Annotated in this window: 21 protein-coding genes and 4 tRNA genes; 12 read left to right on the top strand and 13 right to left on the bottom strand. The window is 71.8% G+C overall.

What is annotated here, in order from left to right; genetic code table 11:
- Positions 1-37 precede the first annotated feature (37 nt).
- From metG to ACZ5OX_RS06175, 3 genes are all read right to left on the bottom strand, one after another.
- Positions 38-1,771 (bottom strand): methionine--tRNA ligase, encoded by a 1,734-nt coding sequence (metG, locus tag ACZ5OX_RS06185; RefSeq protein ID WP_465628952.1) that lies wholly within the window; start codon positions 1,769-1,771, stop codon positions 38-40.
- A gap of 84 nt (positions 1,772-1,855) precedes the next feature.
- Complete coding sequence (locus tag ACZ5OX_RS06180; RefSeq protein WP_465628951.1) at positions 1,856-2,086, bottom strand: DUF397 domain-containing protein; 231 nt, start codon at positions 2,084-2,086, stop codon at positions 1,856-1,858.
- Complete coding sequence (locus ACZ5OX_RS06175) at positions 2,083-2,931, bottom strand: helix-turn-helix domain-containing protein (RefSeq protein WP_465628950.1); 849 nt, start codon at positions 2,929-2,931, stop codon at positions 2,083-2,085. The genes ACZ5OX_RS06180 and ACZ5OX_RS06175 overlap by 4 nt, the downstream gene beginning before the upstream one ends.
- A 335-nt stretch (positions 2,932-3,266) precedes the next feature.
- Between ACZ5OX_RS06175 and ACZ5OX_RS06170 the strand changes: the two genes are divergently transcribed.
- Positions 3,267-3,422 (top strand): hypothetical protein, encoded by a 156-nt coding sequence (locus ACZ5OX_RS06170; protein ID WP_402414140.1) that lies wholly within the window; start codon positions 3,267-3,269, stop codon positions 3,420-3,422.
- A gap of 42 nt (positions 3,423-3,464) precedes the next feature.
- On the opposite strand, the gene ACZ5OX_RS06165 is transcribed toward ACZ5OX_RS06170, so the two are convergent.
- Entirely contained in the window at positions 3,465-4,067 is a 603-nt protein-coding gene (locus ACZ5OX_RS06165; RefSeq protein ID WP_465628949.1) for a GNAT family N-acetyltransferase, read from the bottom strand.
- A 130-nt stretch (positions 4,068-4,197) separates the two neighbouring features.
- A complete protein-coding gene (locus ACZ5OX_RS06160) occupies positions 4,198-5,481 on the bottom strand; it encodes an adenylosuccinate synthase (protein WP_465628948.1) in 1,284 nt (427 codons plus the stop codon).
- 126 nt (positions 5,482-5,607) lie between these two features.
- On the opposite strand from ACZ5OX_RS06160, the gene ACZ5OX_RS06155 reads away from it, so the two are divergent.
- From ACZ5OX_RS06155 to purM, 3 genes are all read left to right on the top strand, one after another.
- Positions 5,608-6,453, top strand: a complete 846-nt coding sequence (locus ACZ5OX_RS06155) for a diacylglycerol kinase family protein (protein WP_465628947.1) — start codon at positions 5,608-5,610, stop codon at positions 6,451-6,453.
- A gap of 276 nt (positions 6,454-6,729) precedes the next feature.
- A complete protein-coding gene (gene purF, locus ACZ5OX_RS06150) occupies positions 6,730-8,313 on the top strand; it encodes an amidophosphoribosyltransferase (RefSeq protein WP_392881767.1) in 1,584 nt (527 codons plus the stop codon).
- A gap of 79 nt (positions 8,314-8,392) precedes the next feature.
- Positions 8,393-9,478 carry a phosphoribosylformylglycinamidine cyclo-ligase gene (gene purM, locus ACZ5OX_RS06145; RefSeq protein WP_449788041.1) on the top strand — a complete coding sequence of 362 codons (1,086 nt, stop codon included), beginning with the start codon at positions 8,393-8,395 and terminating at the stop codon, positions 9,476-9,478.
- A 159-nt stretch (positions 9,479-9,637) separates the two neighbouring features.
- Here purM and ACZ5OX_RS06140 read toward each other — a convergent pair whose 3' ends face one another.
- Together ACZ5OX_RS06140 and ACZ5OX_RS06135 are read right to left on the bottom strand one after the other, a co-directional pair.
- Positions 9,638-9,895 (bottom strand): DUF3073 domain-containing protein, encoded by a 258-nt coding sequence (locus ACZ5OX_RS06140; RefSeq protein WP_449788042.1) that lies wholly within the window; start codon positions 9,893-9,895, stop codon positions 9,638-9,640.
- A 384-nt stretch (positions 9,896-10,279) separates the two neighbouring features.
- On the bottom strand, positions 10,280-11,437 hold the full coding sequence (locus ACZ5OX_RS06135) for a Glu/Leu/Phe/Val dehydrogenase dimerization domain-containing protein (protein WP_392881775.1): 1,158 nt from the start codon (positions 11,435-11,437) through the stop codon (positions 10,280-10,282).
- Positions 11,438-11,645: 208 nt separating this feature from the next.
- On the opposite strand from ACZ5OX_RS06135, the gene ACZ5OX_RS06130 reads away from it, so the two are divergent.
- Positions 11,646-12,608 (top strand): DUF8083 family protein, encoded by a 963-nt coding sequence (locus ACZ5OX_RS06130; protein ID WP_465628946.1) that lies wholly within the window; start codon positions 11,646-11,648, stop codon positions 12,606-12,608.
- A gap of 487 nt (positions 12,609-13,095) precedes the next feature.
- Positions 13,096-13,302: a developmental transcriptional regulator BldC gene (gene bldC, locus ACZ5OX_RS06125; RefSeq protein ID WP_014137253.1), complete on the top strand. Its 207-nt coding sequence runs from the start codon at positions 13,096-13,098 to the stop codon at positions 13,300-13,302.
- A 358-nt stretch (positions 13,303-13,660) separates the two neighbouring features.
- On the opposite strand, the gene ACZ5OX_RS06120 is transcribed toward bldC, so the two are convergent.
- Positions 13,661-13,734 (bottom strand) — tRNA-Asp (locus ACZ5OX_RS06120).
- Positions 13,735-13,879: 145 nt separating this feature from the next.
- A complete protein-coding gene (hrpA, locus tag ACZ5OX_RS06115; RefSeq protein WP_465628945.1) occupies positions 13,880-17,893 on the bottom strand; it encodes an ATP-dependent RNA helicase HrpA in 4,014 nt (1,337 codons plus the stop codon).
- Between the two features lie 141 nt (positions 17,894-18,034).
- Here hrpA and ACZ5OX_RS06110 point away from each other — a divergent pair, with 141 nt between their 5' ends.
- Both ACZ5OX_RS06110 and ACZ5OX_RS06105 read left to right on the top strand, forming a co-directional pair.
- Positions 18,035-18,553, top strand: coding sequence for a SigE family RNA polymerase sigma factor (locus tag ACZ5OX_RS06110; RefSeq protein ID WP_465628944.1), 519 nt, complete (start codon positions 18,035-18,037; stop codon positions 18,551-18,553).
- Positions 18,550-19,518, top strand: a complete 969-nt coding sequence (locus tag ACZ5OX_RS06105; RefSeq protein WP_465628943.1) for a hypothetical protein — start codon at positions 18,550-18,552, stop codon at positions 19,516-19,518. The genes ACZ5OX_RS06110 and ACZ5OX_RS06105 overlap by 4 nt, the downstream gene beginning before the upstream one ends.
- A gap of 135 nt (positions 19,519-19,653) precedes the next feature.
- On the opposite strand, the gene ACZ5OX_RS06100 is transcribed toward ACZ5OX_RS06105, so the two are convergent.
- The 4 genes from ACZ5OX_RS06100 to ACZ5OX_RS06085 all read right to left on the bottom strand — a co-directional run bounded on the left by ACZ5OX_RS06100 (position 19,654) and on the right by ACZ5OX_RS06085 (position 20,420).
- A tRNA-Phe gene (locus tag ACZ5OX_RS06100) sits at positions 19,654-19,727 on the bottom strand.
- A gap of 27 nt (positions 19,728-19,754) precedes the next feature.
- A tRNA-Asp gene (locus ACZ5OX_RS06095) sits at positions 19,755-19,828 on the bottom strand.
- Positions 19,829-19,891: 63 nt separating this feature from the next.
- Positions 19,892-19,964: transfer RNA gene (locus ACZ5OX_RS06090), tRNA-Glu, on the bottom strand.
- A 114-nt stretch (positions 19,965-20,078) separates the two neighbouring features.
- Positions 20,079-20,420 carry a metallopeptidase family protein gene (locus tag ACZ5OX_RS06085; protein ID WP_465628942.1) on the bottom strand — a complete coding sequence of 114 codons (342 nt, stop codon included), beginning with the start codon at positions 20,418-20,420 and terminating at the stop codon, positions 20,079-20,081.
- Between the two features lie 70 nt (positions 20,421-20,490).
- Here ACZ5OX_RS06085 and crcB (ACZ5OX_RS06080) point away from each other — a divergent pair, with 70 nt between their 5' ends.
- The 4 genes from crcB (ACZ5OX_RS06080) (at position 20,491) to ACZ5OX_RS06065 (ending at position 25,155) form a co-directional block, all read left to right on the top strand.
- Positions 20,491-20,994, top strand: coding sequence for a fluoride efflux transporter CrcB (gene crcB / locus ACZ5OX_RS06080; RefSeq protein WP_465628941.1), 504 nt, complete (start codon positions 20,491-20,493; stop codon positions 20,992-20,994).
- On the top strand, positions 20,991-21,395 hold the full coding sequence (locus ACZ5OX_RS06075) for a DUF190 domain-containing protein (protein ID WP_465628940.1): 405 nt from the start codon (positions 20,991-20,993) through the stop codon (positions 21,393-21,395). The genes crcB (ACZ5OX_RS06080) and ACZ5OX_RS06075 overlap by 4 nt, the downstream gene beginning before the upstream one ends.
- Positions 21,392-21,766 (top strand): fluoride efflux transporter CrcB, encoded by a 375-nt coding sequence (crcB, locus tag ACZ5OX_RS06070; protein WP_392919057.1) that lies wholly within the window; start codon positions 21,392-21,394, stop codon positions 21,764-21,766. The genes ACZ5OX_RS06075 and crcB (ACZ5OX_RS06070) overlap by 4 nt, the downstream gene beginning before the upstream one ends.
- 1,142 nt (positions 21,767-22,908) lie before the next feature.
- A complete protein-coding gene (locus tag ACZ5OX_RS06065; protein WP_465628939.1) occupies positions 22,909-25,155 on the top strand; it encodes a DEAD/DEAH box helicase in 2,247 nt (748 codons plus the stop codon).
- Positions 25,156-25,228 lie beyond the last annotated feature (73 nt).

Here is a 25,228-nt window from a genome sequence, read left to right as displayed (position 1 = left end):
CGCGATGGAGATCCCGGGCCCCGCGGCCGTGCGTCCGCTACTCCGCCGAGCCGCCGAAGCGCTCCGTCCAGGCCGCCAGGTCGTCCTCCGTGACCTTGGCGAACAGCACCGGCGGCACCGTGAACGCCGTCCCGGCCGGCACCAGGTCGAGCGCCCGGGCCTCCTGCGGGGTGATCCAGTCGCGGGTGGCGGCCGGCGAGTCCTCGGGCAGCGCGAAGGCCCCGCGCATCGCCGCGGCCGTGGTCGGGACGAACGGCTCGGAGACCACCGCGTACAGGTGGATCAGGTTCATCGCGGTGCGCAGGGTCAGCGCCGCCGCGTCCGGGTCGGTCTTCACCTGGAGCCAGGGCGCCTTCTCGTCCAGGTAGGCGTTGCCCGCGCTCCACAGCGCGCGCAGGGCCTGCGCCGCCTTGCGGAAGTTGAGCGCGTCCAGCTGGGCCTCGTACTCGGCGAGCAGGCCGGCGATCTGCTCGCCGAGGCGCTGCTCGGCCTCGCCCGGCGCGTGCCCGCCGGGGACGTCGTCGCCGAAGCGCTTGCGGCTGAAGGAGAGCACCCGGTTGACGAAGTTGCCGAGGGTGTCGGCGAGGTCCTTGTTGACCACCGAGGCGAACAGGTCCCAGGTGAAGCTGGAGTCGTCCGACTCGGGTGCCTGCGCCATCATGAAGTAGCGCCAGTAGTCGGCGGGCAGCAGGTCCAGGGCGTCGTTGCCGAAGACGCCGCGCCGCTGGCTGGTGGAGAACTTCCCGCCGTAGTACGTCAGCCAGTTGAAGGCCTTGACGTAGTCGACCTTCTTCCACGGGCGGCGTGAGCCGAGCAGGGTGGCCGGGAACATCACGGTGTGGAACGGGACGTTGTCCTTGCCCATGAACTCGGTGTACCGGACGGTCTCGTCGGCCTCGTACCACCAGGACTTCCAGTCCCGCAGCTGCCCGGCCGGGGCCGCGTCCGCCCACTCCTTGGTGGCGCCGATGTACTCGATCGGGGCGTCGAACCAGACGTAGAACACCTTGCCCTCGGCGGCCAGTTCGGGCCACACGTCGGCCGGCACCGGGACGCCCCACTCCAGGTCGCGGGTGATCGAGCGGTCCTGGAGGCCCTCGGTCAGCCACTTGCGGGCGATCGAGGAGGCCAGCACCGGCCAGTCGTCGGCGTGGCCGGCGACCCAGTCCTCGACCTCCTCGGTGAGCTTGGACTGGAGCAGGAACAGGTGGCGGGTCTCCCGGACCTCCAGGTCGGAGCTGCCGCTGATCGCCGAGCGCGGCTCCAGCAGGTCGGTCGGGTCCAGCACCCGGGTGCAGTTCTCGCACTGGTCGCCGCGGGCCTTGTCGTAGCCGCAGTGCGGGCAGGTGCCGACGATGTAGCGGTCCGGCAGGAAGCGGCCGTCGGCGTTGGAGTACACCTGGCGGATCGCGCGCTCCTCGATGAAGCCGTTGCGCTGGAGTTCGCGGGCGATCTCCTGGGTGATCTCCCGGTTCTGCGGGGAGGAGCTGCGGCCGAAGTGGTCGAAGGAGAGCCCGAAGCCGTCGTACACCGCCCGCTGCGCGTCGTGTGCCCGGGCGCAGAACTCGGCGACGGGCAACCCGGCTTCCTGGGCGGCGAGTTCGGCGGGCGTGCCGTGCTCGTCGGTGGCGCAGATGAACAGCACCTCGTGTCCGCGCCGGCGCAGGTAGCGGGCGTAGACGTCCGCCGGGAGCATGGACCCGACCATGTTGCCCAGGTGCTTGATCCCGTTGATGTACGGAAGGGCGCTGGTGATCAGGTGCCGAGCCATCCTCGGATGCTCCGATTTCTCCCGCACGCGCACCCCCACCCGGAGTGCCGTGCCAGGCGCAGGGATCCACTGTGGGCTGCAAGCCTAGCCCTCGTCGGGCACCGGGCCCGGACGCCAGGGCCGGGTGAAGTCGCCGTACCGGTCGAACTCCCCGGACTTCACCCCGCGGACGAAGGCGGCCCACTTGCGCGGGGTGGTCCTTACGACGACCTCGGGCCGGTCCGACTCGCGGATCTCCACCAGCTCGCCCGCCGACCTGACCTCGACGCAGTCGGTGCTCTCACCGCTGGCCGAGGCCTTGCGCCAGCCACTCATACGAAGTCTTTCAGCAAGGCCCGGATGAAGTCCCGGGACTCGTCCGGGCCGAGTGCGATCGCCGCGGTCTCCTCCTTGATCCGGCGGTAGGAGGCCAGTTCGACCTGGTTGTGCACGAACGTGGGCCCGTGGGAGAGATCGATCTGGACGGTGTCGAGTTCCGGGACGGGACCGCGGGCGAGGTACAGGCTCTCCCCGGAGCCGGTGTAGGTGGGCACGCTGAAGGGGATCACCCGGATCTCCACCCCGGGCCTCTCGGAATTCGCCAGCAGGCTCCGCAACTGGTCGCGCAGCACGTCAGGGCCGCCGAACTGCATGCGCAGTGCGGACTCGTGCAGGAACGCGCTGTACGGCTTCGGGTGGTCGACGAAGATCTGCTGGCGCCGGATCCTGAACGCCTTCCGGACCTCCGCCTCCTGCCGGTACTGCGGGGGCAGCCGCTCGAACACCGCGGCGGCGTACTCCGGGGTCTGCAGCAGTCCGGGGATGAAGGTGCTGTTCAGGATGGACAGGGAGGCCGCGTGGTGTTCCATCTCCGCGATGTCGATGATCGCGTTCGGCAGCCGGCCGCGGTAGCCGTCCCACCAGTACTTGCGCCGGTCCTGGGTCATCGCCAACAGGGCTTCCAGATAAGGGCCGTCCTCGCATTCGCAGGTGTGGGCCCAGATCCGGAGCCGCTCGGCGCTGATCCCCGACTTCCCGTTCTCCATCTGGGAGATCTTGGGCAGGTCGGTGCCGATGGTGGCGGCCAGGCTCTTGGGCGTGACGCCCACGCGTTCGCGCATCCTGCGCAACTCGATCCCGAGGCGCTGCTGGCGCACGGTCGGCGACAAGCGGGGTGGCATGACTCTCTTCTCCGGGTCGCGGCTGGCGTCGATGCTTCCGGTGAAGTGTGCCGCGCACACAGGGCCCTAGCTACTGAAACGGGGGATACCCCACGATGGAGTGAACGTCCTCGCGCTCGGTAGCAACTCTGGCACCTTGACCCTATGGTCGTCCGTGTCACTCGCTGACTTGTTGCCGTCTAAACAGTCGTCAATCGGCCCTTGATGGCCGTAATGACACACCAGATGCATGGTCGCGGCGCCCGAAATCACCGACCGGAGACTGCCATGCCCCTCCCCTCGCCACCAGGCCTTCCCCGCCGGCCCCACCCTCCCCAGCGCTTTTCCGCATCCCGGTGAATGCGCTTCTCGTCGCCGGACTGTCGGCGCTCCTGCTCGCCGTGCTGTTCGTCGGCTGGCTGGTCTGGCTGGTGAACATCCAGCCCTACGAACTCCGCGCGGCGAAACGCGAGTTGGCCGCGGCCCATGCCGCGCGGGGCAAGCGGAAGTAGCCGCTGCGGGCCGGGCCGCCGGGGCGCGGCCCGGGCCGCGCCTCAGCCCCGGGAGAGCCGTTCGGTCAGACGGGACTTGGCCGCCGGCCACTCGTCGGCGAGCATCGAGAAGTAGGCGCTGTCCCGCCAGGTGCCGTCGGGGCGCCGGCGGTGGCGGCGGAAGGTCCCCTCGTACTGGGCGCCGAGGCGCTGGATCGCCGTGCGGGAGCGCTCGTTGCGGGCGTCGGTCTTCCAGAAGACGCGGCCCATGCCGAGGTCCTCGAAGGCGTGGTCGAGCAGCAGCAGCTTGGCCTCGGTGTTGACCGCCGTGCGCCAGACCGAGCGGGCGTACCAGGTGCCGCCGATCTCCACGAACTCGTCCTGTGCGGTGAAGTCGTGGTAGCCGGTGGCGCCGACGGCCCGGCCGGTCGCGAGGTCGACGGCGGCGAAGTTCACCGACTCGCCCGCGGCCGCCTCCGCGATCCGGGTGTCGATGATCGCGCCGAGCTCCTCCTCCGAGGCCGGCGGGAGGTGCATGGTCCAGCGCCAGACCTCGGGCTCGGAGCCGACGGCGGCCCAGAGGTCGGCGAGGTGGCGGCGCTCCAGGGGCTCCAGGCGGATGTGGCGGCCGGTGAGGACGACGGGTGAGGGCAGCTTCGCGGTCATGATCCAAAAGTAGTCCGGCTCTGCACTAGAGGCAATAGATGTTTGAACTAGTGCAAAATTCGGAGGATGGGCGAAGCGAAGGGCCCCGCAGGGACGGTGCGTCCCTGCGGGGCCCTCGAAGCGCTCGGGCTCAGATGAACGAGTTGATCTGGATCGTCTCGTCGCGGCCCGGGCCGACGCCGATGGCCGAGATCGGGGCGCCCGACATCTCCTCCAGCGCCTTCACGTACGCCTGGGCGTTCTTCGGCAGCTCGGCGAAGGACTTCGCCTTGCTGATGTCCTCGGTCCAGCCCGGCAGCGTCTCGTAGATCGGCTTGGCGTGGTGGAAGTCCGACTGGTTGTAGGGGAGCTCCTCGACCCGCTTGCCGTCGATCTCGTACGCGACGCAGACCGGGATCTGCTCCCAGCCGGTCAGCACGTCCAGCTTGGTGAGGAAGAAGTCGGTGAGGCCGTTGACCCGGGTCGCGTAGCGCGCGATGACGGCGTCGAACCAGCCGCAGCGGCGGTCGCGGCCGGTGGTGACACCGCGCTCGCCGCCGATCCGGCGCAGCGCCTCGCCGTCCTCGTCGAGCAGCTCGGTCGGGAACGGGCCGGAGCCGACGCGGGTGGTGTAGGCCTTGAGGATGCCGATGACCCGGTCGATCTTGGTCGGGCCGATGCCGGCGCCGGTGCAGGCGCCGCCCGCCGTCGGGTTCGACGAGGTCACGAAGGGGTACGTGCCGTGGTCGACGTCGAGCAGGGTGCCCTGGCCGCCCTCCAGCAGGACGACCTTGTCCGCCTTCAGCGCCTCGTCCAGGACGAGGGTGGTGTCGGAGAGGAAGGGCTTGATCTTCTCCGCGTAGCCCAGGTACTCCTCGACCACGAGGTCGGCCGGGATGGTGCGGCGGTTGTACAGCTTGACCAGGATCTGGTTCTTGTCGTGCAGCGCCGCCTCGATCTTCTGGCGCAGGATCGACTCGTCGAACAGGTCCTGGACCCTGATGCCGACGCGGTTGATCTTGTCCGCGTAGGTCGGGCCGATGCCGCGGCCGGTGGTGCCGATCCGGCGCTTGCCGAGGAAGCGCTCGGTGACCTTGTCCAGGGTGCGGTGGTACGGCGTGATCAGGTGGGCGTTGCCCGAGATCAGCAGCTTCGAGGTGTCGATGCCGCGCTCGTTCAGGCCGGCCAGCTCGGAGAGCAGCACGGCCGGGTCGATCACGACGCCGTTGCCGATGACCGGCGTGACGTTCGGGCTGAGGATTCCGGAAGGGAGCAGGTGCAGGGCGTACTTCTGGTCGCCGATGACCACCGTGTGACCGGCGTTGTTGCCGCCCTGGTAGCGGACCACGTAGTCGACGGAGCCGCCGAGGAGGTCGGTGGCCTTCCCCTTGCCCTCGTCTCCCCACTGAGCGCCAACGAGCACGAGTGCCGGCACAGGCGTACACCCCTTCCGGTTGGGGCATCCTGCGTAGGCCGCAGTCTGCCCCGAGATAGACGAAGCCCCTGGCGCAATGGCGCAAGGGGCTCTTGCACCGAGAGATTACCTGAGGAAGGACCGGTCGTGTCGTCCCTGTCCACGCCTGCTACCGGCGGCCCGGAGCCGCTCCTGCTGCTCCTCGACCCGGTGGCCCGGCAGACCGACGGCGAGTCGGTGCGGATCGCGAAGGACGTGCTCTGCGGGGGTGCGGACGCCAAGGTGGCCTTTCCGGAGAACCCGTCGGAGCTCGACCGGGTGCTTTCGCACCGGGGTCGGAGGCGACCGGTCGTGATCGGTTCCGACCTCGCGCTGCAGAGGGTGCTCCAGGCCCTGCATCGCCAGCGTGAGCTGGGCGCCGAACCGGTGGGGATGGTTCCGGTCGGGCGCTCGGAGGAGCTGGTCGCGGCCCGTGCGCTCGGCGTGCCGGGGGAGCCGGTCCGGGCCGCGCGGGCGGTGCTGTCGGGCGCGCCGCGCCGGCTGGACCTGTTGGTGGACGACGGCGGCGGGGTGGCCCTGGGCGGGGTCCGGATCACCGGCGGGGGCACGCGTCGGCTGGTGGGCCGTACGGGCGGTTGGCGTTCGCTATGGGCGAAACTGGCTGCGGCCGAGCAGGCGAACGTGCTCACCCCGGACGGCACCGACCACGGCTCCCGGGTCCGGGTCGAGGCCGACGGCCGGCTGCTCGCCGACGTCCACCGGCCGGTCCGGCTGGTCCAGGTCACGCTCCCGTCCGGTGCCTCGGACGGGACGGGCGAGATGGAGGTGGTGGTCGCCGCCTCCGGCGACCTGGTGCGCGCCCGGGCGGCGAGCGTCTCGGTGGTCGGGCGCGGCTTCGGCTACGAGGCGGACGGCCGCCCGGTCGGCCCGGTCCGGGCCCGGACCTGGACGGTGCACCCGGGGGCCTGGGGCCTGCTGCTGCCGGCGGCGTGACGGCGGCGGCGAAGGAGACGTGACCGGCAGGCGACCGGCGGGGGAAGCCCGGGTGAGCAGGCTCACGTTCCTCCGTGCCCCGAACCCCTCCGCCGCACGCACCGAACCTCCCAACAGGCGCGAACCGCAAGGCCAACCGCCACCCGCCGGAATTCCCCCCACCCGAAATCCCGGACCTGTAAGGGGTTTTGTCTACGCGCGTTAACTCCGGGTCGGCGGACAAACCCCCAGTCCCGGGGTCCGGAAGCCCTGGTCAACTGCCCTAGACTCGAAGGCGTGCCACGTGGTGACGGAAGACTCAACCACGATCTTCTTCCCGGTGAGAAAGGCCCCCAGGACGCTTGTGGCGTCTTCGGTGTCTGGGCTCCCGGCGAGGAGGTCGCCAAGCTCACGTTCTTCGGCCTTTACGCCCTGCAGCACCGCGGTCAGGAATCCGCGGGCATCGCAGTGAGCAACGGCTCCCAGATTCTCGTCTTCAAGGACATGGGACTCGTCTCCCAGGTCTTCGACGAGGCCTCGCTGGGGTCGTTGCACGGGCATATCGCCGTCGGACACGCCCGCTACTCGACCACCGGTTCCTCGGTCTGGGAGAACGCCCAGCCGACCTTCCGGGCGACCGTCAACGGTTCGCTGGCCCTCGGGCACAACGGAAACCTGGTGAACACCGCCGAACTGGCGGCCATGGTCGCCGAGCTGCCCGGCGAGGAGCACGTCTCGCGCTCCGGCCGGACCGCCGCGACCAACGACACCGACCTGGTGACGGCCCTGCTCGCCGGCCACCCGGACCTCTCCATCGAGGAGACGGCCAAGGTCGTGCTGCCCAAGGTCAAGGGCGCCTTCTCGCTCGTCTTCATGGACGAGCACACCCTCTACGCCGCCCGCGACCCGCAGGGCATCCGCCCGCTGGTGCTCGGCCGGCTGGAGCGCGGCTGGGTGGTCGCCTCCGAGACGGCGGCGCTGGACATCTGCGGCGCGTCCTTCATCCGCGAGGTCGAGCCCGGCGAGCTCATCGCCATCGACGAGAACGGCATGCGCAGCTCCCGGTTCGCCGAGGCCAAGCCCAAGGGCTGCGTGTTCGAGTACGTCTACCTGGCCCGCCCCGACACCTCCATCTCCGGCCGCAACGTGCACCTCTCCCGCGTGGAGATGGGCCGCCGGCTGGCGAAGGAGGCGCCCGTCGAGGCCGACCTGGTGATAGCGACGCCCGAGTCCGGCACTCCCGCCGCGATCGGCTACGCCGAGGCCAGCGGCATCCCGTACGGCTCCGGCCTGGTGAAGAACGCCTACGTGGGCCGCACCTTCATCCAGCCCAGCCAGACCATCCGTCAGCTCGGCATCCGGCTCAAGCTCAACCCGCTGCGCGAGGTCATCGCCGGCAAGCGCCTGGTGGTCGTGGACGACTCGATCGTGCGCGGCAACACCCAGCGCGCCCTGGTGAAGATGCTGCGCGAGGCGGGCGCCGCCGAGGTCCACATCCGGATCTCCTCGCCGCCGGTGAAGTGGCCCTGCTTCTTCGGCATCGACTTCGCCACCCGCGCGGAGCTGATCGCCAACGGCATGACCATCGAGGAGATCGGCCGCACCCTCGGCGCGGACTCGCTCGCCTACATCTCGATCGACGGCATGATCGAGGCCACCAAGCAGCCCAAGGACAAGCTCTGCCGGGCCTGCTTCGACGGCGAGTACCCGATGGAGCTGCCGGACCCGGCGCTCCTCGGCAAGCTCCTGCTGGAGGCCGAGATCAAGGGCGGCCAGGCGCAGCCCGCCGTCCGCGGCAAGCCGACCAGCGGCAGCGACCTGGACGGCGTCCAGTCGCTGCTCGGCGGGGCGGGCGCGGCCGACGCGCTGCGCCGGCCGTAAGCGTTCTCACGGTGGGGTCCCGAGAAACGGGGCCCCACCGCTGTTCCAACCCCCACCTGACCCGAGAGGGCCGCACGCAGTGACCAGCAACCAGAACGGCGCCACCTACGCCGCCGCCGGTGTCGACATCGAGGCGGGCGACCGCGCCGTCGAGCTCATGAAGCAGTGGGTGAAGAAGGCCAACCGCCCCGAGGTGGTCGGCGGTCTCGGCGGCTTCGCCGGCCTCTTCGACGCGTCCGCCTTCAAGAACTACGAGCGGCCGCTGCTGGCTTCGGCCACCGACGGCGTGGGGACCAAGGTGGCCATCGCCGCCGCCATGGACAAGCACGACACCATCGGCCACGACCTGGTCGGCATGGTCGTCGACGACCTGGTCGTGTGCGGCGCCGAGCCGCTGTTCATGACCGACTACATCTGCGTCGGCAAGGTCGTCCCGGAGCGGGTCGCCGCGATCGTCAAGGGCATCGCCGAGGGCTGCGCGCTGGCCGGCTGCGCCCTGGTCGGTGGCGAGACCGCCGAGCACCCCGGCCTGCTGGGCCCGGACGAGTACGACGTCGCGGGCGCCGGCACCGGCGTGGTGGAGGCCGACGCGCTGCTCGGCGCGGACCGGGTCCGGGCCGGCGACGTGGTGATCGCGATGGCGGCCTCCGGCCTGCACTCCAACGGCTACTCGCTGGTTCGCCACGTGCTGCTGAACGAGGCCGGCTGGAAGCTGGACCGCAAGGTCGAGGAGTTCGGCCGCACCCTCGGCGAGGAGCTGCTGGAGCCGACCCGGATCTACTCGCTGGACTGCCTGGCGCTCACCCGCGCCACCGAGGTGCACGCCTTCTCGCACGTCACCGGCGGCGGCCTGGCGGCCAACCTGGCCCGGGTCATCCCGGCCGGCCTGCACGCCCGCCTGGACCGCGGCACCTGGACCCCGCTGCCGGTCTTCCAGACCGTCGCCGAGGTCGGCCGGGTGGCCACCCTGGAGATCGAGAAGACGCTGAACATGGGCGTCGGCATGGTCGCGGTCGTCCCGCCGCACTCGGTGGACGTCGTGCTGTCGATCCTGGAGGACCGCGGCGTGGAGGCCTGGCTGCTCGGCGACATCGTCGAGCGCACCGACGAGCACGAGGACGGCGCTGCCCTCTACAACGCCTACGAGGGCTTCCGGGCGAGCTGACCCGCACGTGACGACGAGAGGGCCCCTCCGGAGCACCGGAGGGGCCCTCTCGCGTGCGGTGGGGGCCACCGGGGGGACAGGGGCCGGTCCCGGACGAGGGAACGCCGAAGACCGGCCCGGCGCCTTGGGCGTCCGGACCGGCCTGCGGGAATGCTGTGGTTACGAGCGGCGGGAGGCCCGCGACGGCCCGGCGCCCGGCTCGTTGTCGTCCTCGTCGTCGAGGTCGCCGTAGCGGGCTGCGTACTCCGCGTACGGGTCGTCGTCGTCCTCTTCCTCGATCGGCTCAGGCTCGATCGAAGCGGTGGACGGCGATACGCCCAGCTCGTTGGACAGACGGTTAGCGTCGAAGCCGCCGCTGTTGTACTTCAGCTGGCGGGCGACCTTCGTCTGCTTGGCCTTGGCCCGGCCGCGCCCCATGGGTCGACCCCCTCAACGGCGGGGCTCACGGCCCCGAGTCTGACACGTGTTCATGTTCGGGATCGGCCTGCCCGAAGTGGAGAAGCCGTCCCCTGGAGCATTAACGGTACCTGTTTCCGCCGCCGGACGGTACGTCGTCGGTGTGACGTGGCGCGCACAGACCGCGCCCGCGACCGGGTCTTCCCAGGTCAGCGGAGGTTTTGCGGCGGTTTGCGCGCTGTTCGGTGGTGGCTTGGCTCCGTCGTTCCGGGATCGATTATCCCCCCAAGGGGGACCTCGGATCACCCGTTCGGGCGGAGAAGTGAGAATCCGGTTCCACATCGTGATGCGCGGGGGGCCGTGGTGACTGCCCCCCGCGCATCACGCGGTCGGTCGCCGGCCCGATCAGGCGCGGCGGGCGCTCGGCAGGAGCACCGTGCGCAGGGCGCTGATCTCGCGCATCCGCTTCTCGGCCAGGCGGTCGGCGGCGACGGCCGGCGGGACGCCGTCGGCGGTGGCCCGGGTGAAGATCTCCAGGGTGGTGTCGAAGATCTTCGTGGCCTTGTTCTTGGCCCGCTCGAAGTTGAAGCCGTCGATCTCGTCGGCGACCTGGATGACGCCGCCGGAGTTCACCAGGTAGTCCGGCGCGTAGAGGATGCCGCGGTCGGCCAGGTCCTTCTCGACGCCCGGGTGGGCCAGCTGGTTGTTGGCCGCGCCGCAGACGATCGAGGTGCCGAACTCGCCCAGTGCGGCGACCGTGTCGTCGGTCAGCGCGCCGCCGAGGGCGCAGGGGGCGTAGACGTCCAGCTTGGCCTGGAGCAGGGCGGCGGTGTCGGCGACCACCTCCACCTCGGGGTGGGCGGCGCGCACGCGGTTGACCGCGGCCTCGAAGGGGTCTGTGACGACGACGGTGGCACCGTCCGCGACCAGGTGGCCGACCAGGTAGTGGCCGACCTTGCCGACGCCCGCGACGCCGACCCGCTTGCCGCGCAGGGTCGGCTGGCCCCAGCGGGCCTGGGCGGTGGCGCGCATGCCCTGGAAGACGCCGAAGGCGGTCAGGATGGACGAGTCGCCGGCGCCGCCGTGCTCCGGCGAGCGGCCGGTCACGAACTCGGTCTCGCGGGCGATGACGTCCATGTCCTGGACGTAGGTGCCCACGTCGCAGGCGGTGATGTAGCGGCCGCGCAGGGACTCGACGAAGCGGCCGTAGGCCCGGAGCATCGCCTCGTTCTTGTCCTTGTTCGGGTCGCCGATGATGACGGCCTTGCCGCCGCCGAGGTCCAGTCCGGCCAGCGCGTTCTTGTAGGACATTCCGCGGGACAGGTTGAGCGCGTCCTCCAGCGCCGCCTCCTCGGAGGCGTACGGGAAGAAGCGGGTGCCGCCGAGGGCCGGGCCCAGGGCGGTCGAGTGGATGGCGATGATCGCCTTCAGACCCGAGCTGCGGTCGTGGCAGAGGACGACCTGCTCGTGACCGTCGCCGGGGGCGCCGTCCTGTTCGGTACGGAAGATCCTGCTGAGCACGCCGGGTGCGGGGTGCGTGGCGGGGGTCTGTACGTCGGTCACTGTGGTGACTCCAGTAATGAAGGCCCGCTGCTGTGGTGCGGGCGCCTAGGGCGAAGCGTAGCCGCGCGGAGGCCGTCGATCCGCTGTCTTGTCCGAGCTGGGGCCGGTCGTCCGAGGGGTGAGACGGGAAGGGGTGCGCGGGTGCGGACGCGAACGGTTCGAGGGCGCGCTCTCCCCGGGCCGGGCGGCGCGTGCGACCATGCAGGACGTGACCGTCGTACGTACTTCCGTACAGCCGCCCTACGCCGCCCACCTGCGGGTCTACGAGCCGCTGGCCGCCTATCCGGAGCCCGAGCGGGCGCACTGGCAGGCCTGGGCGGCGGAGCACGGGCCGGACGCCGCGGAGGCGGCCCAGCCGGTCGCGGCGGCGGTGCTGGAGGAGCAGCGGGAGGCGCTCGTCGGGCTGGCCGCCCGCACGCCCCGGGCACTGCCCGAGCGGGAGAGCGGGCGGGCGTACCTGCGGGTGGTGGACGGCGTACTGTACGTCTGCCCGTGGGCGACCAGGCTGCGCAGCTGGCAGGCGCTGGAGGAGCTGCGGGCCGGGGCGCCGGTGGCGCTGCTGGACACCGCGCTGCCGCCGGTGGCCCGGGCGGCCGCCGAGGCGGACCGGGAGCGCTGGCGGGCCGAGCACCCGGACGCCCGGCCGTGGATCCTGACCAGCCGCTGGGAGGTGCCGGTGCGCTGGTTCCTGCCGTTCGGGGACGAGGACCGCTGCTTCGTGCCGGGCGGGGGCGCGGCGGCGGACGGGGTGGTGGACGGGGGCGTGGACGGTCCGCCGGGTGGGAAGGAAGGGGTGGGGGAGGGGGGAGGGGAGCACGGGGGCCGGCCGGCGGCGCTGTTCTACCTGGTGCCGATGGCGCAGGCGCGGCGGCGGGTGGCACGGGCCTTCCGGGCGCTGCGCGAGGCGGTGCCGGACGGGGAGCTGGTGCGGGGGGCCGAGCGGGTCGGGCGCTGGCTGGAGGAGTTCCACCCGCGTTCGCTGGTGGAGCTGGACTACGGGGGCCTGGTGCATCTGCTGGGCCCGGAACGGTTGTTGGCGGACCGTTCGGCGGGGGAACTGGAGGAGGGGCTGCGCGCGCTGCGGGCGGGGGACACGGCCGAGGCACTGCGCGTGTACGGGGAACTGACGGTGCGCTGGCGTCGGGTGCTGGCACTTCGGCACGCGAACTGACGTCCGACCGCGCGTGTATGACTGTAAGGGTCCTTGGCACTGCGAGGGTGATGACCAAGGTCCTGGTTCGGGTCAATAGCTGCCGAACGTGACACTACTCACCGTTGACGCGAACTTACCCCTATGTGCAAAAATGGGACAACCAGCCCAACTTCACGTGAGCGTGCCCACTTTTGGGTGGTTCTGGAGTCGATGCGTGCTTTGCGGGGAAACGGAGGGTCTGGTCCCCTCGTAACCGGATGTCATCACTATGTGACTGTCCGTTATGGGGTGGTCCATCGCCATCCGTCGGCCTTGAACCCGTGAGGGGTCAATTTTGGCGGTTTGGTCGATAGGGCTGGACGGATGGTGTAGTTGTAGACACCAGGACAAGCCGTTCGTCCTATAACCGACTCGGCCCGTCTATGCCATTTCGGGCATCGCGGGCCAAGGTGCAGAATTTGAAGGATAGAACCGCCCTGGTTCGGTTCTCCCGAGGAGGCCGCTCATGACCGCTCGTACCCCTGATGCTGAGCCGCTGCTGACGCCGGCAGAGGTTGCCACCATGTTCCGCGTGGACCCGAAGACGGTCACCCGCTGGGCCAAGGCGGGCAAGCTGACGTCGATTCGCACGCTCGGTGGTCACCGCCGTTACCGTGAGGCGGAGGTGCGCGCTCTGCTTGCTGGGATTCCCGCCCAGCGCACTGAGGCCTGATAGGCCAAAGGCTCTTTAAAGGGGCCGCTTACCGGACTCCGCCGGGTCCGGTAAGCGGCCCCTTTGTCGTGCCCGCGCGCGGGTGTTCGGCGTCGGTCAAGTGGTCGGAATCCTGAACTCCGGATAACGATTTGATGCGCCCGGGGCGGGGGGGATTTACAGTGAATACCTGTACAATTTTACATATTAAATTAGTGAGGTTCTGGAGGGGGCTTCGAAGGGCCGGCTCCGGAGGGGTTACCGTGACGACTGTCACACCGTCTGTCACTTGTGGTCTAGACCTGGCCGGGGTAAAGGGCCGAAAGGCCAAAAGCGAGAGGCCCGGAACCTGAACGGTTCCGGGCCTCTCGCGTTGCGGCGATCCCGACGGGACTTGAACCCGCGACCTCCACCTTGACAGGGTGGCGAGCTAACCAACTGCTCCACGGGACCAGGTTTTCCTGATCTCGTTCACTCGCTTGCCGCGCTGCGAACAAGACAGACTGTAGCCCATGGTGGGCCCCCAGGTCGAACCGGCTCCCGAAGGCCCACCCGCAGCTCACGGCCGCGGCCCGGGGAGGCCGCGGCACCGCCCGGGTCAGAGCGTCGCCCGAGCCGCCTCCATCGCCTTCACGATCCGCTTCTCCGAGACCGGGCTCGGCGTGCCCAGCGACTGGGCGAAGAAGCTGACCCGCAGCTCCTCGATCATCCAGCGGATCGCCCGCACCTCCGCGGAGGGCTGGTGCCCGGCCGGGACGGCCGCCAGCAGCTCCCCGTACGCCTGCTGCACCTGCTGCACCTTCAGCAGCTGCTGGGCGTCCCGCTGCGGGTGGTTGGGCAGCGCCTCCAGGCGGCGGTCCACCGCCAGCAGGTAGCGCTTGAGGTCCGGCAGCCGCTGCCAGCCGGTGGCGGTCACGAAGCCCGGGTGCACCAGCGAGGCCAGGTGCAGCCGGATGTCGTTCACCGCGTTCAGCAGCACCGGGCTGCTCACCGTCTTCAGCCGGGTCGAGGCCTTGTGGAAGGCGATCAGCGCGGTGGCCGTCTTCAGCGTGGTGTCCGCGGACAGCTCGTACAGGTCCGCGCGCACCTTGTCGTGCAGCTTGCCGAACGCCGCCTCGTCCCAGGCCGGGCCGCCGGCCAGGGTCATCAGCCGGTCCGTCGCCGCCGCCACGACGTCCTCGAACAGGGCGCCGATGGAGCCGTGCGGGCTGTGCGAGAGCGCCAGCTTCGCCTGGTTGCCCAGCCGGCCCTGGATCGACTTGGCCGGGGAGTTGGTGGTCAGCATCAGCAGCCGCCGCGTCCCCTCCCACATCGACTGGGCCTGCGCCTGCGGGGTGTCGAACAGCTTCACGGCGACCGACTGGCCCTCGTCCACCAGGGCCGGGTAGGCGCGCATCGAGTGGCCGCGCGAGCGCTGCTCGAAGGTGCGCTGGAGCACCGGCAGGGAGGCCGGCCAGGCGGTCAGTCCGCTCTGCTCGATGCCCTGGCCGGAAGCGGCCGAGGAGAGCGTCTCCTTGAGCTTGGGCTTGAGCTTCAGCCGCAGCTCCTCCAGGTCCTTGGACTCGGCGAGCCGGCGCTTGCCGTCCACTACCCGGAAGGTCACCTTGAGGTGCTCGGGCACCCGTTCGTCGTCCCAGGCCTCCGGGGGCACGGTGACCGCCGTCAGGCGCTTCAGGGCGTGCTCCAGGGCCGGGAGGAGCCCCTCGGCGGAGCCGAACGTGCCATCAGCCTGGCGGTCCCTCACGGCACGCAGCGCCGCCCTGGCGAAGTCCGGCGCGGGGACGAAGTTGCGCCGCAGGGCCTTCGGCAGCGACTTGATGTACGCCGTGACCAGCTCCTCCCGCAGACCGGGGATCTGCCAGTCGAAGCCCTCCGCGGTGACCTGGTTGAGCACCGGCAGCGGGATGTGCACCGTCACGCCGTCCGCGTCGCTGCCCGGCTCGAACTGGTAGGTCAGCCTGAAGCGGAGCTTGCCCTGCTGCCAGTGGTCCGGGTAGTCGGCCTCGGTGACGCCGTCCGCGGCGTCGTTGATCAGCATCGACTTCTCGAAGTTCAGCAGGTCCGGCTGCTCGTGCCGGGCCTTCTTCCACCAGGAGTCGAAGTGCCGGGTGGAGACGACGTCCTCGGGCAGCCGGGCGTCGTAGAAGTCGAACAGGGTCTGGTCGTCCACCAGGATGTCCCGGCGGCGGGCCCGGTTCTCCAGCTCCTCGACCTCGCCGAGCAGCCTGCGGTTCTCCGCGAAGAACCGGTGGTGGGTCTCCCAGTCACCCTCGACCAGCGCGTTGCGGATGAACAGCTCGCGGCAGAGCTCCGGGTCGATCCGCCCGTAGTTGACCTTGCGCTGGGCGACGACCGGCATCCCGTAGAGGGTCACCTTCTCGTACGCCAGCACGGCGCCGGCCTTCTTCTCCCAGTGCGGCTCGCTGTAGCTGCGCTTGATCAGGTGGCCGGCCAGCGGCTCGACCCACTCCGGCTCGATCTTCGCGTTGATCCGCGCCCACAGCCGGGAGGTCTCCACCAGCTCCGCCGACATCACCCAGCGCGGCGGCTTCTTGAACAGGCCGGAGCCGGGGAAGACCGCGAAGCGGGCGCCGCGCGCGCCGCCGTACTCGCGCTTCTCCACGTCGTACAGGCCGATGTGGGAGAGCAGGCCGGCCAACAGCGACTGGTGGATCCGGTCGGCGTCCGGCTCGGCGTCCGGGTGCGGCTCCTCGATCGTGACGCCCAACTGCTTGGCGACGGTGCGCAGCTGGACGTAGATGTCCTGCCACTCCCGTATCCGCAGGTAGTTGAGGAACTCCGCCTTGCACATCCGGCGGAACGCCGAGGAGGAGAGCTCCCGCTGCTGCTCCCGGACGTAGCGCCACATCGCCAGGTAGGAGAGGAAGTCGGAGGTCTCCGAGTTGAACCGGCGGTGCCGCTCGTCGGCGGCCTGGCGCTTCTCGGCCGGGCGCTCGCGCGGGTCCTGGATGGAGAGGGCGGCGGCGATCACCATGACGTCGCGGACGCAGCCGTTGCGGTCCGCCTCCAGCACCATGCGGGCCATCCGCGGGTCCACCGGGAGCTGGGCGAGCTTGCGGCCCAGCGGGGTCAGGCGCTTGCGCGGGTCCTTCTCGTCCGGGTCGAGCGCCCCCAGCTCGTGCAGCAGGTGGACGCCGTCCTTGATGTTGCGCGAGTCCGGCGGGTCCAGGAACGGGAAGGCGGCGATGTCGCCGAGGCCGGCCGCGGTCATCTGGAGGATCACCGAGGCCAGGTTGGTGCGCAGGATCTCGGCGTCGGTGAACTCGGGGCGGGAGAGGAAGTCCTCCTCCGAGTAGAGCCGGATGCAGATGCCGTCCGAGGTGCGGCCGCAGCGGCCCTTGCGCTGGTTGGCGCTGGCCTGGCTGATCGCCTCGATCGGCAGCCGCTGCACCTTGGTGCGGTGGCTGTAGCGGGAGATCCGGGCGGTGCCCGGGTCGATCACGTACTTGATGCCGGGAACGGTCAGCGAGGTCTCGGCCACGTTGGTGGCCAGCACGATCCGGCGGCTGCGCGAGCGCTGGAAGACCTTGTGCTGCTCGGCCGAGCTGAGCCGGGCGTACAGCGGCAGGATCTCGGTGTTCTTCAGCTTCAGCTTGCCGAGGGCGTCGGCGGTGTCGCGGATCTCGCGCTCGCCGGAGAGGAAGACCAGGATGTCGCCGGGGCCCTCGGCCTGGAGCTCCTCGGCGGCGTCGCAGATCGCCTGGACCTGGTCCCGGTCGCGGTCGGCCTCGGTGGTGTCCTCGTCCTCCTCGGCCCCGTCCTCGACGAGCGGCCGGTAGCGGACCTCGACCGGGTAGGTGCGCCCGGAGACCTCGATGATCGGGGCGTCGCCGAAGTGCCGGGCGAAGCGCTCCGGGTCGATGGTCGCCGAGGTGATCACGACCTTGAGGTCGGGCCGGCGGGGGAGCAGCTGCTTGACGTAGCCGAGGATGAAGTCGATGTTGAGGCTGCGCTCGTGCGCCTCGTCGATGATCAGGGTGTCGTACTGGTGCAGGTCGCGGTCGGTCTGGATCTCCGCGAGCAGGATGCCGTCCGTCATCAGCTTGACCAGGGTGTCCGGGCCGACCTGGTCGGTGAACCGGACCTTCCAGCCGACCGCCTCGCCCAGCGGGCTGTCCAGCTCCTCCGCGACCCGCTCGGCCACGGTGCGGGCGGCGATCCGGCGCGGCTGGGTGTGGCCGACCAGGCCGCGCACGCCACGGCCGAGTTCCAGGCAGATCTTCGGGATCTGGGTCGTCTTGCCGGAACCGGTCTCGCCCGCGACGATCACCACCTGGTGGTCCCGGATCGCGGCCAGGATCTCGTCCTTCTTCTGGCTGACCGGGAGTTCGGCGGGATAGCCGATCTTCGGGACGGCCTGCCGGCGGCGCTCGACGACCAGCTCGGCGCGGTCGATGTCGGCGGCGATTTCGGTGGCGATCTTCTGCCGGGCCTCGGGCTTGCGGACCCGACGGGCCCCCTCCAGCCGGCGCCCGATCCGCACCTGGTCGCGCAGGGTCAGCTCGGGCAGACGGACGGCCAGCTCGCCGATTCCGGGACCCTCGGCGGGTACGGCGGCGGACTGGACTGCGGGAGAACTCACTGCGGGCATCCCTCTAGGTTCGCAAGGAGGCACGGCGGCGCGCACCTCGGTTTTCGAGCCCCTCCAGTGTCACAGCCGTCGGCGGCGAATCGCGAACGACGGGCAACGGTCCGCGGGCGTCCCGGGCTCCGGAAGGGTGAGGAGGTGCTCATGGGAGCCCACAAGACCGCCCGGGACGAGGAGTTCCGGGCGTTCGTCGGCAGCACGTGGTCACGGCTGCTCAGGACGGCGTACCTGCTCGCGGGGGACCGCCACGGCGCCGAGGACCTGGTCCAGCAGGCACTGGAACGGGCGTACGCGGCCTGGAACAGGGTTCGTGCCGCCGACGACCCGTACGCCTACGTGCGCCGGATCGTCTTCAACGAGCACGCCAGACGGTTCCGGCGGCGGCTGGTCGAGCACCCGGTCACCGCGTTCCCGGACCGGCCCGCGCCGGCCGGCGCCGACCCCGACGACCGGGCCGTGCTGCTCGCCGCGCTCGACACCCTGCCGCCGCGCCAGCGCCAGGCCGTGGTGCTGCGGTACTGGGAGGACCTCAGCGAGACCCAGACCGCGGCGGCGATGGGCTGCACGGTCGGGACGGTGAAGAGCCAGGCCGCCAGAGGGCTGGCCAAACTCCGCGGGGCCTCCTCACTCATCGGACTGACGAGCACCGGAGGGACAAGATGAGCGACGGGTACCTGCCCGGGGACACGCAGGGCGGCGACGCGCCGGCGGCGGTACGGGCGCTGGGCGAACTGGCCGGGAGCGTCGAGACCGGCGCGGTGCCGTACGACCGGCTGATCGCCGGCGGCCGGCGGCGGCTGCGGCGACGGCGGCTGCTGACCGCCGGGGCGGCGGCGGTGCTGGTCGCGGGCATCGCCGGGGGGACGGCGGCGCTCGGCGAGCGCGGTCGGCAGGCGGTCTCGACCGTGGCGGTGGCGACGGCCTCGGTCTCCGCGGCGGCCGCCCCCGGCTCCCCGGACGCTCCGGCCACTGCTTCGGCCGCCGCTCCGGCCGCGGGTTCGGCCACCGCTTCGGCCGCTGCCTCGGCCACTCCTTCGGCGGCGAGCGCGTCCGCGACCCGGGACCCGTTCACCCCCGTCCGGGTCAAGGTCGCCGAGGGCACGGCGAACGGCCACACCTGGCAGGCCTGGGCCGCGCTGTGGCCGACCCCGGCCGCCAAGGAGGACGCCGTCAAGCAGGCCCGGCTGATCCGGGAGGAGCGGGCCGCCGCCTCCCCGGACGTGAAACAGGTCGTCCCGAAGGACGTCGAGAGCAACTGGGGCCCGGGCACCGACCTGGTGAACTACTACTTCACCGTCGACGGCCGGCGGCAGGTCGACGACTCCCTGCACGCGGTCTCCGCCCCGGGCGGGTACCCGGGAGCCGTCGGAGGGGCTTCACTCGGCCTCCACCACGACGCGGGCGTGCCGGCGGTGGTGATCGAAGGGGTCCAGGCCGAGGTCACGAGGGTCGTGGTCGCCTGGAAGACCGGCGGCACCACCGAGGCGGCGACGGTCACGGTCGGGGACTCCCCGTTCCGCTACTTCGGCCTCGCGGCGAAGCCGGGCACCGACGCCGCAACCGTCACCTACTACCGGGCGGACGGTTCGGAGGTGCGCACCACGGACCACTGGCTCCGGACCTCCTGAGCCGCCCGCGGGCGGGCCTCCACGGGCGGAGCGCGGCCCGGCCGGCGTCCGGAGCCGGTCGAGGTCCGGCGCGGCGACGAGGGGCGTGAACGGCGAAGCCCCCGTAGCGAACTCGCTACGGGGGCTTCCCGGTTGTGGCCAGGGCCGGGGTCGAACCGGCGACCTTCCGCTTTTCAGGCGGACGCTCGTACCAACTGAGCTACCTGGCCGTACTGCACCGTCTCTTGCGAGACGAGCGATCCCGACGGGACTTGAACCCGCGACCTCCACCTTGACAGGGTGGCGAGCTAACCAACTGCTCCACGGGACCTAGAAGTGGCGAACCACTCAGGGTCTTGCGGTCTTGCGCACTGCACTTTACTACGGTACTGCGTGCCCCCAACGGGATTCGAACCCGTGCTACCGCCTTGAAAGGGCGGCGTCCTGGGCCACTAGACGATGAGGGCTTGTGGCCTGTCCCGCTGTTTCCCAGCGTTCGGGGACGTCGAGAAGCATATGGGATTCGGGGCGGATCGCCAAAACGGGTTTCGCCCGGGTGAGCGTGCGGGTCCGTGGCGGGGTCAGGACCAGCCGAGTTCGTCGAGCTCGTGGTCGTCGAAACCGAAGTGGTGGGCGACCTCGTGGATGACCGTGGTGCGGACCTCCTCGACCACCTGCTCGCGGGTCTCGCAGTGGCGCAGGGCGGGGCCGCGGTAGATCAGGATGCGGTCGGGCAGCACGCCCGCGTACCACTCGCCGCGCTCGGTGAGCGGGGTGCCCTCGTAGAGGCCGAGGAGTTCCGGGTCGCTCGGGTCGGGTTCGTCCTCGACGAAGACCGCGACGTTGTCCATCATGGCCGCGAGCTGCGGGGGGATCTGGTCGAGGGCATCGCTGACCAGCGTTTCGAACTCTTCCCGGGTCATCTCCACCGGATCATTGTCCGGTGTCGGATGACGGTGTGCCAGGTGGCGGAGCCCGGTGTTTGATGGGGCTGTGACGACCTCGGAGGGCGCCGTGAACGACGCCGCGGTGCGGGCCCGCGCTGGCCGCAGTCCCGGCCGGCCGCCGGTGCTGCGCGGGCAGGGGCGGGCGGTGGCGGTGGTCGCCGCGGGCGGGGCGATCGGGGCGACCGCGCGGTACGCGGCCGGGCTCGCCTGGCAGACCGGGCCGTCGGCCTTCCCGTGGACGACGCTGCTGGTCAACGTGGTGGGCTGCGCGGTGATCGGGGTGTTCCTGGTGGTGATCACCGAGGGGCGCCAGCCGCATCCGCTGGTGCGGCCGTTCTTCGGCACCGGCGTGCTGGGCGGGTTCACCACCTTCTCGACGTACGCCGTGGACATCCGCCGGTTGCTGGAGGGCGGTAGGCCCGGGCCGGCCCTGGCCTACCTCGGGCTGACGCTGGTGGGCGCGCTGGTGGCGGTGTGGGCGGCGGCCGGGCTGACCCGGCGTCTGATCCACCGGGCGGTCCGCCGCGGGGCCGGGCGGGGTGCGCGGTGAGCCGGCTGGGCGGGCCCGCGCTGCGGCTGACGGTGCTGGTCGGGGAGAGCGACCGGTGGCACCACCGCCCGCTGTACAGCGAGATCGTGCACCGGGCCAGGGCGGCCGGGCTGGCCGGGGCGAGCGTGTTCCGGGGGATCGAGGGGTTCGGGGCGTCGTCGCTGGTGCACACCACGCGGCTGCTGTCGCTGAGCGAGGACCTGCCGGTGGCGGTGGTGATCGTGGACGAGGAGGAGCGGGTGCGGGCGTTCCTGCCGCAGCTGGACGGGATGGTGGCGGAGGGCCTGGTGCTGCTGGACCGCTGCGAGGTGGTCACCTACGCGGGCCGGGACCCGGGCCGGGACCCGGGCAGGGGACCGGGCCGCGGGGGGACGGCGGGCCCCGGGGAGACGGCGGAGTGAACTGGCTGCTGGTGGTGGCGGGCGCGGTGGTCGGCGCGCCGCTGCGGTACCTGACCGACCGGGCGGTGCAGTCCCGGCACGACTCGGTGTTCCCGTGGGGCACGTTCACGGTGAACGTGGTCGGCTGCCTGATCCTCGGGCTGGTGACCGGCGCGGTGGCGGCGGGCGCGGCCTCCTCGCAGGTCCAGCTGCTGCTGGGGACGGGGCTCTGCGGGGCACTGACCACCTACTCGACCTTCTCGTACGAGACCCTGCGGCTGGCCGAGACCGGCGCCGGGCGGTACGCGCTGGCCAACGTGGCCGGCAGCGTGGCGGCGGGGCTGGCCGCGGTCTTCGCGGGCGCGGAGCTGGCCTCGGCGCTCTGGGGCTGACGGGGCGCCGGAGCGTGCGCCGAGGCGGCCGGCGGCGCGGGCGCCGGAGCGGGAGCCGAAGCGGGCGTCGGAGGGCGCGCCCCGCACCGCCTCCGCCGGGCGAGCTTGCCCGCTGCCCGTGTCCCGCCGGGCCGGGCGCGCGTTGGGCACCGAAAGCGGCCGCGCGCGAGTGGGCGGCCCGGGTGGGGCGGTAGAGAGGGACCTCAGTGGCTTCGGTGCGGGCGGCGCGGACGGTGCGGGCGGTACGGGCGGTGCGGGTGCGGCTGGCCGCCGCCCGTACGGCTCCGGTGCGGGCGGCGGCGGTCCCGCGCTCGCGCGCGGTACGGGCGGCGGCGCTGCTGACGATGGCCGGGCTCGGGCTGACGGGGTGCATGTCGGTCGGCCCGGCCGCGGAGGAGAAGCACGGCGTGGCGCCGGTCGGGCAGGCAGGTCCGGCGGTCCGGCCGGGGGCGACGGGCGGGTCCTCGGCCTCCCCGGGGACGGGGCGTGCGGGCGGGGCCTCGGGCCACCCCGAGCGGCCGGGGGGCCTCCAGGGCGACGCCGGGTCGAACGGGGCCACCGCCCCGGCGCCCGGCGACTCGGCGCCCGGGTCGAGCGGCGCGGGGGCCGGGGTGGTCCCGGTGCCGGGGCCGGGCGCTCCCGACGGCGGTGCGGGCGGCGGTGCGGCGGGCGGTGCGAACACAAGTCCCGCGCCGCACCCGGGCGGTGGCGTCGGCGGGTCCGGCGGTGCGGCGGGCTCCGGCGGTGCCGGCGGGGCGGGCGGCACCGGCGAGGGCCGTTCCGGCGGCGGTTCGGCCGGGTCGCCCTCGTCCACCCCCAGCAGCCGCCCGTCGGGCACTCCCGCGCCCGAGCACAGCTCGCCCGCCGCGACCGTCCCGCCGGCTCCGGACCCGTCCTCCGGCAGCTCCGGTTCCTCGGCCCCGAGCCCTCGCGTGCTCGGGCATTAGCGGATTGAGCAGGGAGTTTGCCTCCGATCCCCAGGCTCGTCTATGGTGGTAGATCGTTCGTTTGATCCATTTGACTGGCGCCCTACTCCCATCTGGCGCCCTTGGCGCGTTCCGGCGATCCGTGGCTGACCGCATAGAGGCGGTTGTGAAACAGAACCCCGGACTTTGGCGCGTGCCACTTCCGGAAGGTTTTGCATGTCTCTCGTTGACGACGCCCGCTTCGCCATGCCCGCGAACGAGGCCGCCGCCGATGTCACCGACGCCACCGACACCCTCGACACCGCCGCGGACGAGGTGATCGCCGAGGCCGTGGAGGCCACCGAGGAGGCGGCCGCCGAGCCGACCGTCACCTTCGGCGACCTGGGCCTGCACGACGACGTCGTGCGCGCCCTCGCCAAGCGCGGCGTCACCACCCCGTTCCCGATCCAGGCCGCGACCATCCCGGACGCCCTGGCCGGCAAGGACGTGCTGGGCCGCGGCCGCACCGGCTCCGGCAAGACCCTCAGCTTCGGTCTGCCGCTGCTGACCCGCCTCGCCGACGGCGAGCGCACCAAGCCGAAGCACCCGCGCGGCCTGATCCTGGTCCCGACCCGTGAGCTGGCCATGCAGGTCGCCGACGCCCTGGAGCCGTTCGGCTCGGTGCTCGGCCTGCGCCTCAAGGTCGTCTGCGGCGGCACCTCGATGTCGAACCAGATCTACGCGCTGGAGCGCGGCGTCGACATCCTCGTCGCCACCCCCGGCCGTCTGCGCGACCTGCTGAACCGCGGCTCCGCCAAGCTGGACGACGTCAAGACCGTCGTGCTCGACGAGGCCGACCAGATGGCCGACATGGGCTTCCTGCCCGAGGTCACCGAGATCCTCGACAAGGTGCCGGCCGGCGGCCAGCGCCTGCTGTTCTCCGCCACCCTGGAGAACGAGATCGACACCCTGGTCAAGCGCTACCTGAAGAACCCGGTCACCCACGAGGTCGACCCGTCGGCCGGCGCCGTCACCACGATGACCCACCACATCCTCGTGGTGAAGCCCAAGGACAAGGCGCCGATCACCAACGCGATCGCCGCCCGCAAGGGCCGCACGATCATCTTCGTCCGCACCCAGATGGGCGCCGACCGCGTCGCCGAGCAGCTGATCGAGGCCGGTGTGAAGGCCGACGCGCTGCACGGCGGCATGACCCAGGGCGCCCGCACCCGCGTCCTCGGCGACTTCAAGGACGGCTACACCAACGTCGTCGTCGCCACCGACGTCGCCGCCCGCGGCATCCACGTCGACGGCATCGACCTGGTCCTGAACGTGGACCCGGCCGGCGACCACAAGGACTACCTGCACCGCTCCGGCCGCACCGCCCGGGCCGGCCGCTCCGGCGCCGTCGTCACCCTGGTGCTGCCGCACCAGCGCCGCGGCGTCTTCCGTCTGATGGAGGACGCGGGCGTCGACGCCTCGCGCCACATCCTGGACCACGCCTTCGACGCGGAGGTCGCCAAGATCACCGGCGCCCGCTCGCTGACCGAGGTCCAGGCCGAGAGCGCCGCCAACATCGCCGGTGCCGCCGAGCGCGAGCTCGCCGACATGACCCGCCAGCTGGAGCGCGCGCAGCGCCGCGCCACCGAGCTGCGCGAGGAGGCCGACCGTCTGGCCGCCCGTGCGGCGCGCGAGCGGGCCGAGCTGGGCATCGAGGACGAGGAGCCGGCCGCCGAGGCCGAGGCCGAGTCCGGTGAGCGGACCGAGGCCGCTCCGGCCGCCGCCGAGGCCGCCGCGCCGCAGGCCGAGGACCGCGCCCCGTCGTACCGCGAGGCGCGCAGCGAGCGCCCGGCCTTCGGTCGTGACCGCGACCGTGACCGTGACCGTGACCGGGACGACCGCCGTTCGGGCGGCTTCGGCCGGGACCGCGACCGTGACCGCGACGACCGCCGTTCCGGTGGCTTCGGTGGCGGCCGCGACCGCGACCGTGACGACCGCCGTTCCGGTGGTTTCGACCGCGACCGCGGTGGCTTCAACCGTGACCGTGGCGGCTTCGGCGCCGGCCGTGACCGCGACGACCGCCGTTCGGGTGGTTTCGACCGCGACCGCGGTGGCTTCAACCGTGACCGTGGCGGCTTCGGCGCCGGCCGTGACCGCGACGACCGTCGCTCGGGCGGCTTCGACCGCGACCGCGGTGGCTTCGGTGGCGGCCGTGACCGCGACGACCGCGGCGGCCGTTCCTTCGGCGACCGTCCGGCCCGCTCCTTCGGCGACCGCCCGGCCTTCGGCCGGGACCGCGACGAGCGCGGCGGCAGCAGCCGTCCGTTCTCGCGCCGCGACGACCACCGCTCCGGCGGCCGTCCGCAGTCCGACCGCGGTGGCTTCAACCGTGACCGTGGCGGCTTCGGCGCCGGCCGTGACCGCGACGACCGCCGTTCGGGCGGCTTCGACCGCGACGACCGCAAGCCGCGCTGGAAGAACTGACGCCGCACCGGCGGTAGTCGACCGCCGACCCGGCTGAAACGCACGAAGGGCCCGCTCCGTACCCCGGAGCGGG

Source organism: Kitasatospora sp. NPDC032121 (assembly GCF_055580145.1).
This window is presented reverse-complemented; position numbering and strand designations above follow the sequence as displayed.